The sequence below is a fragment of the Martinezella sp. CNPSo 3957 genome (assembly GCF_057784395.1).
The window spans coordinates 274,912-287,070 of record NZ_JBXSOU010000008.1 but is presented as its reverse complement, the minus strand read 5'-3'; the positions used below and the strand labels follow the sequence as shown (position 1 = coordinate 287,070).

The 12,159-nt window shown below is 59.0% G+C and carries 12 protein-coding genes; 10 read left to right on the top strand and 2 right to left on the bottom strand.

Features of this window, described 5'->3' with window-relative positions; translation table 11 throughout:
• The first annotated feature begins 40 nt into the window (after nucleotides 1–40).
• From AC13QE_RS20230 to AC13QE_RS20205, 6 genes are all read left to right on the top strand, one after another.
• Nucleotides 41–544, top strand: coding sequence for a GNAT family N-acetyltransferase (locus AC13QE_RS20230; protein WP_488484985.1), 504 nt, complete (start codon nucleotides 41–43; stop codon nucleotides 542–544).
• A gap of 331 nt (nucleotides 545–875) precedes the next feature.
• Nucleotides 876–2,048 carry a septal ring lytic transglycosylase RlpA family protein gene (locus AC13QE_RS20225; protein ID WP_165915192.1) on the top strand — a complete coding sequence of 391 codons (1,173 nt, stop codon included), beginning with the start codon at nucleotides 876–878 and terminating at the stop codon, nucleotides 2,046–2,048.
• A gap of 70 nt (nucleotides 2,049–2,118) precedes the next feature.
• Nucleotides 2,119–3,330, top strand: a complete 1,212-nt coding sequence (locus AC13QE_RS20220; RefSeq protein WP_488484984.1) for a D-alanyl-D-alanine carboxypeptidase family protein — start codon at nucleotides 2,119–2,121, stop codon at nucleotides 3,328–3,330.
• 153 nt (nucleotides 3,331–3,483) lie between these two features.
• Entirely contained in the window at nucleotides 3,484–4,161 is a 678-nt protein-coding gene (gene tmk / locus AC13QE_RS20215) for a dTMP kinase (RefSeq protein WP_132716594.1), read from the top strand.
• Nucleotides 4,158–5,189: a DNA polymerase III subunit delta' gene (locus AC13QE_RS20210; RefSeq protein ID WP_132716593.1), complete on the top strand. Its 1,032-nt coding sequence runs from the start codon at nucleotides 4,158–4,160 to the stop codon at nucleotides 5,187–5,189. The genes tmk and AC13QE_RS20210 overlap by 4 nt, the downstream gene beginning before the upstream one ends.
• A 238-nt stretch (nucleotides 5,190–5,427) precedes the next feature.
• Nucleotides 5,428–6,381 carry an NmrA/HSCARG family protein gene (locus tag AC13QE_RS20205; protein WP_488484983.1) on the top strand — a complete coding sequence of 318 codons (954 nt, stop codon included), beginning with the start codon at nucleotides 5,428–5,430 and terminating at the stop codon, nucleotides 6,379–6,381.
• A 17-nt stretch (nucleotides 6,382–6,398) separates the two neighbouring features.
• Here AC13QE_RS20205 and AC13QE_RS20200 read toward each other — a convergent pair whose 3' ends face one another.
• Both AC13QE_RS20200 and AC13QE_RS20195 read right to left on the bottom strand, forming a co-directional pair.
• Nucleotides 6,399–7,319 carry a LysR family transcriptional regulator gene (locus AC13QE_RS20200; RefSeq protein ID WP_488484982.1) on the bottom strand — a complete coding sequence of 307 codons (921 nt, stop codon included), beginning with the start codon at nucleotides 7,317–7,319 and terminating at the stop codon, nucleotides 6,399–6,401.
• A gap of 123 nt (nucleotides 7,320–7,442) precedes the next feature.
• Nucleotides 7,443–8,282: a sulfite exporter TauE/SafE family protein gene (locus AC13QE_RS20195; RefSeq protein WP_488484981.1), complete on the bottom strand. Its 840-nt coding sequence runs from the start codon at nucleotides 8,280–8,282 to the stop codon at nucleotides 7,443–7,445.
• A 210-nt stretch (nucleotides 8,283–8,492) separates the two neighbouring features.
• On the opposite strand from AC13QE_RS20195, the gene metG reads away from it, so the two are divergent.
• The 4 genes from metG to AC13QE_RS20175 are packed head-to-tail and all read left to right on the top strand — an operon-like array spanning nucleotide 8,493 to nucleotide 12,157.
• Nucleotides 8,493–10,046 carry a methionine--tRNA ligase gene (gene metG / locus AC13QE_RS20190; RefSeq protein ID WP_132716589.1) on the top strand — a complete coding sequence of 518 codons (1,554 nt, stop codon included), beginning with the start codon at nucleotides 8,493–8,495 and terminating at the stop codon, nucleotides 10,044–10,046.
• 8 nt (nucleotides 10,047–10,054) lie between these two features.
• Entirely contained in the window at nucleotides 10,055–10,837 is a 783-nt protein-coding gene (locus AC13QE_RS20185) for a TatD family hydrolase (RefSeq protein ID WP_132716588.1), read from the top strand.
• Between the two features lie 4 nt (nucleotides 10,838–10,841).
• Complete coding sequence (locus AC13QE_RS20180; RefSeq protein WP_112413779.1) at nucleotides 10,842–11,669, top strand: MBL fold metallo-hydrolase; 828 nt, start codon at nucleotides 10,842–10,844, stop codon at nucleotides 11,667–11,669.
• A complete protein-coding gene (locus tag AC13QE_RS20175; protein ID WP_132716587.1) occupies nucleotides 11,666–12,157 on the top strand; it encodes a YbaK/EbsC family protein in 492 nt (163 codons plus the stop codon). The genes AC13QE_RS20180 and AC13QE_RS20175 overlap by 4 nt, the downstream gene beginning before the upstream one ends.
• The last annotated feature ends 2 nt before the right edge of the window (nucleotides 12,158–12,159 follow it).

Here is a 12,159-nt window from a genome sequence, read left to right as displayed (position 1 = left end):
TTCTTCGCGCCACTAAGGCGCTTCGACAAAGAGGATGGGCATGCAGCGCTTCAGCATACGCCGTCTATATCGCGACGACGCTTCGATATTCAGGGAGATCCGCCTGGAAGGATTGGCCCGTCACCCGGAAGCATTTGGCGCATCGCACGAAGAAGAGCTGGACTATTCGCTGACGCAGATTGGTGACAGGATTGAAAACAGTGCCGTATTTGGCGGCTTTACACATGATGGAACGCCGCTTGGCGTCGTCGCGGTCGCACGATCGAAGAGCGCGAAAATGCACCATATCGCCACGATCTGGGGCATGTATGTGCGTCCGGAAGGACGTGGCACCGGCCTGTCGCGTTCCTTGATGATCACGGCGATCGATGAGGCGAGACAAACATGCCGCTCGATACGGCTCAGTGTCGCATCCTCCAATGTGGCTGCCATTCGCCTCTATGGATCCCTCGGCTTCGAGGCGTGGGCCGTCGATAAGGAAGCGCTGAGAGTAGGCGATATCTACCACGACGAACTACTGATGCGACTTGATACAAGCACTTGAAAGAACTGCTCCAAATCTGTCCATCAAAATCCCAGCGCAATCCCAAACCGAGTGCAACTGTTGCAATCCGGACCGACGCGTGGCGATCAGAAAGCAGTCCACTACCGGAGCGAAACAATTTTGATCGAGACTACTTGAAGCCGGCATTGCTTTACTGAGCATTAACCATGATCTTCGGAAATTGTTCGGTGCGATCAATTTGCATCGCAAAATGGACAAACTGCAATCATGATTAAAGCACCGTTAGGTGATTGGAGCGTAGCAGAATACCGGAACGAGGGACTACCGGTAGCAGACCTCCGTCAAAGTAATGAGTAGCGGCTTGGGACAGATGACATTCGAAAATCGTGCGGTGACATACACAACGGCCATGCGTTGGTTTGCTCTCTCACTGATGTGCGCAACCATCACGGCCTGCGGAACGACGCAGAAAGCGCCCAGCAAGCGCCAGCACGGCAAGGAATATTTCTCCGAGAAGGAATATGGCGTGAAGGCGAGCCCTCGCGTCGTCAATAACGGCCCGGTGCCGAAGGGCGGCGGCCGCTTCATGGTCGGCAATCCCTATCAGGTGAAGGGCAAGTGGTATTACCCCAAGGAAGATTTCGGTTATAACAAGGTCGGCGTCGCTTCTTGGTACGGCTCGGCTTTTCACGGCCGCCTGACCGCCAACGGCGAAGTCTACGACCAGCAGTCGCTGACCGCCGCCCATCCGACTTTCCCGCTGCCGAGCTATGCCCGCGTCACCAATGTCGAGACCGGCTCCTCCATTATCGTTCGCGTGAACGATCGCGGCCCGTACCATCCCGGCCGCATCATCGACCTTTCGAACAAGACGGCACAGCTGCTCGACCTCCAGCACAGCGGCACCGGCGACGTACGCGTGCAATATGTCGGCCGTGCCCGCATGGACGGTCATGACGAACCCTATCTGATGGCTTCCTACATCCCGAAGGGATCGCGTCTGCCCGGCATCAACCCGGGTGGCCAGATCGCAACCGGTGTGATGGTGGCCTCTGCTGGCCGGATGACTGCCGATCAGCTGCCGGATTCGTATACCCCTACGCCGACGCGCCCCAGCCGCCAGGTGCGCAGCTTTGATGCCGCGCCGGCGATCGCACCCGTCCCACGCCAGTCGCCCTATTCGGCAACGGCCTTCGCCGATGCGCCGAAGCCGGCATACAATGGCGACAAGCGCAACAATCCGCCGCCGATGACCTGGAACGGCGGCGCCTTGCCTGCCGCCGAGAGCGCCGAACCGGTCATGATCGTTCTGCCGCAAATCGGGCCGATTCCCCGTGAGCGACCGGATTTCACGCCCCGACTGGCGAGCATTGACGGTCAATCGATCGGTTCGACTGTCGCCGCCTATCAGAATGCGCCGGTCAAAACAGTTTATGTCGACCTCGCTTTCGATGCCGTCATGGTTCGTAACGATGGCCTCACGCAGGAATCGATTCTCTCGTCCTATCGCCGCCAGCATCAGGGTACGACGCAGGTCGATTGATCGGCGTCATTGCCTGAATCTTAACCCGTCACTAAAATAATCGTGCCGGTGGTCGGATGAAGGGGACGATATGCCAAAGCGCTTGATTCTTTTGTTCCTTCTTCTCCTCGGGTTCGCGAATGTCACGGCCTTCACGCAGCCGGCTGCGCCAGGTGCTTTCGACACGAAAGCCGCGCAGGCATTCATGATCGAGGCGTCGACCGGTACTATCCTGCTTGCCAAAAACGAGGATCAACTGATTTCGCCCGCGTCGCTTGCGAAACTGATGACGCTGGATATCGTTTTCGATGCGATCGGGCGAGGGGAGATCAATCTCGATACCGAATATCCCGTCTCGGAAAATGCCTGGCGAACGGGCGGCGCTCCCTCGCGCGCATCGACAATGTTCGCAGCCCTGAAATCGCGCATCCGCGTCGGCGATCTGATTCAGGGTGTTGCCGTGCAGCAGGCAAACGACGCCTGCATCGTTCTGGCGGAAGGCATGTCTGTCAGCGAACGCGAATTCGCCCGTCGCATGACTGCACGCGCAAGAGAGATCGGCATGTCCCGGTCCACCTTCCCCAATTCCACCGGCCTGCCGGATGCCAACGATCCCAATGCCGGCGGCAAAGTTTCCGCGCGAGAGATGGTCATGCTGGCTCAGGACCTGCAGGAAAAGCACCCGGATCTCTACAAGTATTTCGGGCAGGCAGACTTTACCTGGAACAAGATCTATCAGCGCAATAAGAACCCGATGCTTCTGCTCAATATCGGCGTGGATGGTTTGGGGCTTGGCTTTGCCGAAGGGGAAGGCTTTTCGATCGTAGCGTCCATTCAGCGTGACGGCCGCCGGCTGTTCCTGGCACTCGGAGGGTTGAAGAGCGACAAGGAGCGCATCGAGGAGACGCGACGCGTCCTCGAATGGGGGCTCAGCAATTTCAAGAGCCAGCGTATCTTCGCCGATGGCGAAGTGATAGGCGATGCCAGTGTCTATGGCGGCGCCGCATCGACCGTCGGCCTGCGGGCTAAGATACCCGTCGATATATACGTCCCCGTGGACACGCCGGACCGGCTATCTGCTCGCATCGTCTATCGCTGGCCGCTGACGGCGCCGGTGGCTGCGGATTATGAAGCCGGAACTCTCCGCGTCTTTCTGGGCGCGCGTCTGCTACGAGAGCTGCCACTCTATACGAAGGAATCGGTCGAGCGGGGTACATTGGGTCGTCGCGCTTTCGATGCCTTCATGGAACTGACGGAATCGCTGCTGTTCTCCTGGCTGTGGGACAAGCCTTTGCCGACGTGAGTGGGCCGCAAGGCTCGCGAAATCTCTGTTCACACCCCATATAGAATGGCGGAGACCGGGACATGCACGGTTCCACCTGGACATGTCTTGGGTTAAACAGAATGCGTATCGCACGCCGCACGAATGGCACGCGAAAAGTGCAGGACATGATCATTGGCTGATGCAAACGGATTATTCGTAAGCTTCGAAGGCGGCGAGGGGGCTGGCAAATCCACCCAGATTCGCCGGCTGGCTGAGCGGTTGCGCGAGCGTGGCCACGAGGTTCTGGTAACGCGTGAACCCGGAGGCTCGCCAGGAGCGGAAGCGGTACGGCACGTCCTGCTTTCAGGTGCTGCGGAAACCTTCGGCACACGGATGGAGGCGATCCTCTTCGCTGCTGCCCGCAACGATCATGTCGAGGACGTCATTCGTCCGGCGCTTTCGCGCGGCACCATCGTCCTTTGCGATCGGTTCATGGATTCCTCGCGCGTCTATCAGGGTGTGACGGGCAATCTCGAGCCTGACTATATCGAGGCTCTGCAGAGGGTTGCCGTCAACGGCGTCATTCCGCATTGCACGCTGATTCTCGACATTCCCGCCGAAGTCGGTCTGGAACGCGCACGCAAGCGCGCCTCCGCAGTGGCCGCACCCGATCGCTTCGAGAAGGAAGAGATGCAGACCCACGAGAAGCGCCGCGAGGCGTTCCTGGATATCGCCGCCCGCGAGCCCGAGCGTTGCCACGTCATCGACGCCCTGAAGCCGGAAGACGATATCGCCGCCGAAATTGCCGGGATCGTCGACAAGCGGCTCGGCGCTGCCAATATCGTCGCCAGATCGGAAGCCGCGCAATGAGCGACGAGCGACCGGGTGTCCTCGACGGCGCCATTCCTCCGCAGGACAATACGAAGCTGTTCGGCCATCAAGAAGCCGAAGCCTTCCTCGCTCAATCCTATCGCTCCGGCAAGGGGCATCATGCCATGCTGATCGAAGGCCCCGAAGGCATCGGTAAGGCGACCCTTGCCTTCCGTTTCGCCAATCACGTCCTCTCGAATCCCGATCCGGCTTCCGCGCCGGAGACGATCGGCGATCCCGATCCGGCATCGGTCGTCAGCCGGCAAATTTCCGGCGGAGCATCGCATAATCTGCTGCATTTGAGCCGGCCGGTCGACGACAAGACCGGCAAGATGAAATCCGCGATCACCGTCGACGAAGTGCGCCGCGCCGGAAAATTCTTCTCGCAGACCTCAGGCACGGGCAACTGGCGCATCGTCATCATCGATCCCGCCGACGATCTCAACCGAAGCGCGGCCAACGCCATCCTGAAAATCCTCGAGGAGCCGCCGAAGCGCGCTTTGTTCCTCGTGCTGTCGCATGCGCCAGGCCGGCTTTTGCCGACGATACGCTCGCGCTGTCTGCCTCTGAGGCTCGCGCCGCTCGAAAACGAGCCTCTGCGCCAGGCGCTCGAAAATCTTGGCGTGCCGGCGGGGCAGGGGAACGACGTGCTTTCAGCGGCCAAAGGCAGCGTCAGCGAGGCGCTCAAGCTGCTGAACTATGGCGGCGGCGAGATCATCGAAGCTTACCGCCAGGTGCTTTCGGCAGACGGACCTGCGGCACGCAAGGCAATGCATCGGCTCGCTGACGCGCTTTCCGGCAAGGACAGCGACACGATCTTCGGCTTCTTCCTGTCGCATATCGGCGACGATATCATCGAGCGAGCCCGCGCCGCCGCGCTTGACGGCTCCATCTCGACGGCCGAAAGGCTGGCACGGCTGCATTCCGAGACCACCGAGCGGCTGAACGTGTCGCAAGCCTATAATCTCGATCGTAAGCAGACGCTGATTACCATCCTCGGCGAGCTCAAACAGCAGCTTTCGGCCTAGCTTTCATGCGATTTTCCGAAACTCGCTGCCCGCTCTGCTTTGCGGCGAGGGAGATGCATGCGGATTATCAAAAGCGATATATCCAAAAAATGGCATAATGTAATCCATTGTGAGCATGTAGTGCGCTGCAATCCTGCTCCCTACCTTTCATGAGGTAGACCGTATCCAAGCTGAAATGATCGGTTTCGTGTGAAGGTACCGCGGCTCTTCGGCTGCCGAATTGGATTGGAGACTAACTATGACACTACATGACAAACCGTTGATTGCCATTGCCGGTGCGACGAGCAAGCAAGGTCGGAGCGTGGCGACCACGCTGCTTCAAAGTCAACGCTTCCGCGTCCGCGCGCTTACTCGAGCCAAAGATTCGCCCACGGCTCGCGCGCTGCAGGCGCTAGGGGCGGAAATCGTAGCGGCGCCGCTCGAACTCGGCCGGACAAAGGAACTCGTGGGTGCTTTCGAGGGCGCTGCCGGCGCCTTCCTGATGACGCCTCCCATCGCACCGCCAGACACGAGTGAGGCACCGCTTGGCCGGCAATTGGCCGATGCTGCCGTGGAGGCCGGGGTCGGCCATGTGGTCTTCAGCACGCTGGAGAATGTCGAAAAGATCACAGGCGGGACGAAATATGCACCGCACTTCACCGACAAGGCAAAGGTTGCCGATTATATACGCGGACTTCCGGTCTCGCACTCCTTCGTCATGCTCGCGTTCTTCTACACCAACCTGCTCGAATATTATGTTCCTCGGTATGATGGCGACACGCTCCTATTGCCGATCTATCTGCCGGAAGACCTCGCCGCACCTTTCGTCGATCCGTTGACGGCCACCGGTCCTGTCGTCCTGGAGATCTTCTCGCACCGTGAACGCTACAACGGGAAGACGCTCCCGATCGTGGGTGACATCATTTCACCGCGTGAAATGGTCGATACCTTCCGGCGCGTAACGGGTCTGAAAGCCGAATATCGGAACGCCTTTTCCAGGGACGGCCTCCTGCAGTATTTTCCGGAATTCGCCGCCAACGAGCTGCTCGTTCGCGAGATTTTGGGGATGGTCGAATATGCCGTCGAATATGGCTATTTCAGCGGAGAACATGATCTCGGCTGGAGCCGCCGCTTAGATCCAAACACATTGAACTGGGAGCAATTTTTGCAAACCACCGGCTGGCGCGGTGAAAAGCGAGCGTTCGGACTTTGAGGCCGATTGCCTGTCTCTCAGTTAGGAGCGATGCCCGGCAGCTTCTTTAACTCGGTGACGAGAAAATCGACCAATAACCGCACGCGAGCGACGCCTGCTCGTTCGGGCACGACGAGCAGGCTGACGGGAACCGCCTCAAGGTCGCACTCGTCAAACAGAACTTCGAGCGTACCGGCATCGAGCAGATCCTGGACCAGCCAGAGGTGAGCGGGACCGATGCCGCGGCCGGCGGCCAGAGCAGCTCGAGCAGCGAGGCCGTGATCGACCCGCAGCATTCCGCTCACAGGAACCACCAGACGCATCCCATCCGGAGCAAACAGAACAAGCTGATCGCTTCCGGCAATGTTGGACATTACCACGCTATCGTGTTGCGCGAGGTCGGCGGGACGTGTGGGCCGCCCCTTGCGGCGAAAATAATCGGGAGAACCCACGAGCCTTCGATGGCTTTTTCCGATGGAAACGAGCTTCATGGCGTCATCGGCGATCGGCCCCAGCCGCAAAGCGATATCAATCCCCTCCCGGGCAAGATCGATGCGCTCATCCGTGAGATTAAGATCTATCCCGATCTCCGGATATCGGTCTTGAAAATCGAAAATCATCCGCGTGACGTGCATGACGCCGAGAGCGGCAGTGCAGGACAGGCGAACCGCACCTGCCGGCGACCGCCGCGCATTTCTTGCTTCTTCGGTAGCCTGCTCGACAAGCCGCAGAATCTGCAGGCAGTTTGCATAGTAGCGGCTCCCTTCCTCGGTGAGCGTGACGCGGCGTGTGGTCCTTCCGAGAAGAGGAACTCCGACGGCCGCCTCCAACTCATTGATATGGCGGGTTACCGTCGATTGACCAAGGCCGAGCTCTCGCGCGGCAGCCGACAAACTACCACGTTCTACAACCCGGACGAATGTCCGCATCCGATCCAGGGAAAGGCCTTGATCATCCATTTTTTGGCGAAATCAGGTTCATTACCCCTTATAAATTGATCAATCGCCTTTGGCTACGGCAACCGTTCCAAGGCGGCTGCATGATCGTACCGGCTATCAATCCGGCATTATGTTCAGGGCGACCTAGGGTAAGATCAGCTTCCAGGCAACGATCGTGAGCGTCACGGCAAGAATGATGCGCACGGACCGCTCATGCAGGCGAGGCGCGAGCAGGCTACCGGCGACGATACCTGGAATTGACCCCACCAACAGGGCGAACAGCATCGTCCAGTTGATCTCGCCGATGAACCAATAGCCCATGCCGCCGATCAAAGTCAGCGGCACGGCATGGACGATGTCGGAGCCGACGATTTCGCGTACGTCGGTCTGCGGATAGAGCACCAGCAGAACGGTGACACCGAGCGCGCCGGCGCCGACCGAGGTCATCGTGACGAGAATACCGAGCATAAGGCCGAGGATGACTGTGAGCAGAGCAATGTTGCGCGGCGATATCGTTCCGCGCTCGCCGCGCCATTTGCGGATGGCCTCGAGGATCTGGCCACGGAAAATCAGCATCAGCGCCGTCAAAAGCAAAAGACAGCCCAATGACAGGGTGATGGAATGAGCAACGGCGGGGCTCTCGCGATTGACGCCGGCCATGATCCAGAGCATGGCGAGCGCCGCCGGAACGCTGCCTGACGCCAAGAGGCTCACAACCTTCCAATTGACGCGTCCGTGCATGCCGTGCACAGCCGTTCCCGCCGTCTTGGTGATGGCGGCATAGAGCAGATCCGTGCCAACGGCCGTTGCCGGATGGACACCGAAGAGAAGTACGAGCAGGGGGGTCATCAGCGAACCGCCGCCAACCCCTGTAATGCCCACGAGCATGCCGACGAAAAAGCCGGAGAAGGAATAAAGCGGCTGAAAGGAATCGATCAAACTCAAACTCACGGCCTCTTGAAGCCGTTTGGCAGACCAATACATAAAATGATGAAATCCACGGCGACGTCTGTCCTGCGTTCCACTCTCCCGAAGGGGTAAAGGCGAGGCGGAGTCGAGTCAAGCAAAGCGCCATCCTGAAGTTCCGAATGCTGCGCGCGCGAAACTTGGTGTTTCGCTCATGGCAAACATGCGCTAAAGCGAGCGGAGCAAGAATAACAGCGACGTAACAGTAAAAGCGGGCCACTGCCTCACATGACCGAAAAAACTCCGTTCTACATCACCACCGCGATCGCCTATCCCAACGGCAAGCCGCATATCGGCCATGCCTATGAGCTGATCGCCACCGATGCGCTGGCACGTTTCCAGCGCCTCGATGGCCGCGATGTCTTCTTTCTGACGGGTACGGACGAGCATGGCCAGAAGATGCAGCAGACGGCGCGAGCAGAAGGCATGGAACCGCAGCAGCTCGCCAATCGCAATTCCGATGAATTCCAGGCGATGGGCAAGCTGCTGAATGCGTCGAATGACGATTTCATCCGCACGACGCAGGCGCGCCACCACGAGACCTCGCAGAACATCTGGAACCTGATGGCCGATGCCGGTGACATCTACAAGGATTCCTATGCCGGCTGGTATTCCGTGCGTGACGAAGCCTATTACCAGGAAAACGAAACCGAGCTGCGCGCCGATGGCGTGCGCTACGGGCCGCAAGGCACGCCGGTCGAGTGGGTGGAGGAGGCAAGCTACTTCTTCAAGCTCTCCGAATACCAGGACCGGCTGCTGAAGCTTTACGAAGAGAACCCGGATTTCATTGGTCCGGCCGAACGCCGCAACGAAGTCATTTCCTTCGTCAAGTCCGGCCTGAAGGATCTGTCGATTTCCCGCACGACTTTCGATTGGGGTATCAAGGTACCTAACGATCCGTCGCACGTCATGTATGTCTGGGTCGACGCTCTGACGAACTACATCACGGCGACCGGCTACATCGAGGATAAGAACAATCCGAGGGCGAAATACTGGCCTGCCGATCTTCATATCATCGGCAAGGACATCATTCGCTTCCACGCCGTCTACTGGCCAGCCTTCCTGATGTCAGCGAAGCTGCCGCTGCCGAAGCGGGTCTATGCCCACGGCTTCCTGCTCAACAAGGGCGAGAAGATGTCGAAGTCGCTCGGCAACGTCGTCGATCCGGTCAATCTGGTGAACCATTTCGGCCTCGACCAGGTGCGCTACTTCTTTCTGCGTGAAGTCTCCTTCGGCCAGGACGGCAGCTACAGCGAAGAAGCGATCGGCACGCGCATCAATTCCGACCTCGCCAATGGTATTGGCAATCTCGCCAGCCGCTCGCTGTCAATGATCGTAAAGAACTGCGACGGCCAGATTCCTGAATGCGGTCCGCTGACCGACGAAGACAAGGCGCTTTTGGCTCAGGCCGACGCGTTGCTTGCCTCGACCCGCGAAGACATGGGCAAGCAGCTTATCCATCGCGCTCTCGCTTCCATCATTGCGGTGGTTTCCGAAACCGACCGCTATTTCGCGAGCCAGGAGCCCTGGGCGCTGAAGAAGACCGATCCGGCGCGCATGGCAACCGTGCTCTATGTCACGGCTGATGTCGTGCGTCAGATCGGCATTCTCCTGCAGCCCTTCATGCCGGAATCCTCGGGTAAGCTCTTGGATCTCATCGCCATCCCAGCCGACAAGCGTGATTTCGCAGCCCTCGGCGAGGCCGGCCGCCTCGTTGCCGGAACGCCGCTGGAGGCCCCAAAGCCGGTCTTCCCGCGCTATGTCGCGCCGACTGCCGAATAAGGGTTTCCATGCTGATCGACACGCACTGCCATCTGGATTTTGCCGACTTCGAAGAGGAGCGCGACGCGATCGTCGCTCGCGCTCACGAGATGGGCGTCAAGCAGATGGTCACCATTTCGACAAAGGTCAGGAAGCTCGACGGATTGCTTGCTCTTACCGAGCGTTATCCGTCGGTTTTCTGCTCGGTCGGCACCCATCCGAACAGCGCCGATCAGGAGCTTGATATCCAGACGGAAGATCTCGTGAGGCTGGCAAACCAGCACGAGAAGATCGTCGCGATCGGCGAGGCGGGTCTCGATTACTTCTACGATACCGTAAAGCCGGAAGATCAGAAGACCGGTTTCCTGCGCCATATAGCGGCCGCGCGCGAAACGCAGCTACCGCTGGTTATCCATAGCCGCAGTGCCGACGAAGACATGGCCGCGATCCTGACTGAGGAAACAGGGAAGGGGGCTTTCCCCTTTATCCTCCATTGCTTTTCTGCCGGCCCTGCCCTTGCCCAGACCGGCGTCGAGCTCGGCGGCTATATTTCCTTTTCCGGCATCCTGACCTTTCCGAAATCGGAAGAGCTGCGCGAGATCGCCAAGACTGTCCCACATGATCGTCTGCTGGTCGAAACGGATGCGCCATATCTCGCGCCGAAACGCTGGCGGGGAAAACGCAACGAGCCGTCCTATGTCATCAACACTGCCGAAGTGCTGGCCGATACAATCGGGGTCAGTATGGACGAGATCGCCGACATCACGACCGAAAACGCCTTCCGCTGCTTCTCCAAAATGACGAGGGTCTGACGTCGTGACATACCGGCGACGCTTCACCATTTTGGGCTGTTCATCGTCGCCGGGTGTTCCGCGTATTACCGGCGATTGGGGCGCCTGCGATCCGAAAAACGCAAAAAACCGCCGCACGCGCGCTGCCTTTCTCATCGAGCAGATCGCACCGGATGGCGGCATTACCACCGTCGTCATCGATACAGGTCCGGATTTCCGCGAACAGATGATCCATGCCGGCGTCAGCTTCATCGACGCCGTTCTCTATACCCACGCCCATGCCGACCATATTCACGGCATCGATGATCTACGCGGCTATTTCCACATCTCGAACGAGCGCATCCCGATCTATGCCGATCCGCCGACGATGGATCGCATTCGCGAAGGCTTTCGCTACTGCCTGGAAACGCCTGCCGGCAGCAGCTATCCGCCGATCGTGCGGCCGGTGCTGATCGAAAATCTCGAGAAAAGTTTCGTGATCGATGGGGCAGGCGGTCCGATCCGCTTCTGGCCGCACAAGCAGGTCCACGGCGATATCCATTCGTTGGGCTTCCGTATCGGCAAACTCGCTTATTGCAGCGATATCAGTGACTTCCCACCGGAATCGATAGAAAGAGTTCAAAACCTCGACATTCTGATCATCGACGCCCTGCAGTATCGGCCGCATCCAAGCCATCTGTCGTTGGAGCAATCGCTCGAATGGATCGAACGCCTGGCGCCGAAACACGCCATCTTGACCCACATGCATACGCCGCTCGATTATGAAACCGTACTGGCTGAAACGCCCGATCATGTCGAGCCAGCCTACGATCAGATGCAGATCGAACTCGACGTGGAGGATGATGAGCTATGAGCGAAGATATCAGGAAGCTTTCCAGCCTGGAGCGCGTCGAACTTGCGGCGCGCACGCTGGGGCTCGACATCTCGATCAAGCGCATGGAGCAATCGACGCGGACCGCCGAAGAAGCTGCCAAGGCCGCAGGATGCGCCGTCGGCCAGATCGTGAAATCGCTGGTTTTCGTCAATGCCGATACGCAGGCGCTGACGCTGCTTCTTGTTTCCGGCGCCCACAATGCCGACACCGCTTATATTGCAACGGCTTATGGCGTTCGGCTGAAGCGCGCGGATATCGATCGCGTTCGCGACGAAACCGGCTTTGCCATCGGCGGCGTCGCACCCATCGGCCATCTGGTCGATCTGCCTGTCTTTATGGACGAGAGCCTTTTGGCTTATGATCAGGTCTGGTGCGCGGCCGGGCGTCCGGACAGCATTTTCTCCTGCAATCCAACGACGCTGGCCGAGAAGATTGCGGCCAAGGTGATCCGCATCAAGGCAGGCTGAAG

Coding starts and splice junctions, on each gene's coding strand:
- AC13QE_RS20230 (WP_488484985.1), top strand. CDS start 41: ATGCAGCGCTTCAGCATACGCCGTCTATATCGCGACGACGCTTCGATA.
- AC13QE_RS20225 (WP_165915192.1), top strand. CDS start 876: ATGACATTCGAAAATCGTGCGGTGACATACACAACGGCCATGCGTTGG.
- AC13QE_RS20220 (WP_488484984.1), top strand. CDS start 2,119: ATGCCAAAGCGCTTGATTCTTTTGTTCCTTCTTCTCCTCGGGTTCGCG.
- AC13QE_RS20210 (WP_132716593.1), top strand. CDS start 4,158: ATGAGCGACGAGCGACCGGGTGTCCTCGACGGCGCCATTCCTCCGCAG.
- AC13QE_RS20205 (WP_488484983.1), top strand. CDS start 5,428: ATGACACTACATGACAAACCGTTGATTGCCATTGCCGGTGCGACGAGC.
- AC13QE_RS20200 (WP_488484982.1), bottom strand. CDS start 7,319: ATGGATGATCAAGGCCTTTCCCTGGATCGGATGCGGACATTCGTCCGG.
- AC13QE_RS20195 (WP_488484981.1), bottom strand. CDS start 8,282: ATGTATTGGTCTGCCAAACGGCTTCAAGAGGCCGTGAGTTTGAGTTTG.
- metG (WP_132716589.1), top strand. CDS start 8,493: ATGACCGAAAAAACTCCGTTCTACATCACCACCGCGATCGCCTATCCC.
- AC13QE_RS20185 (WP_132716588.1), top strand. CDS start 10,055: ATGCTGATCGACACGCACTGCCATCTGGATTTTGCCGACTTCGAAGAG.
- AC13QE_RS20175 (WP_132716587.1), top strand. CDS start 11,666: ATGAGCGAAGATATCAGGAAGCTTTCCAGCCTGGAGCGCGTCGAACTT.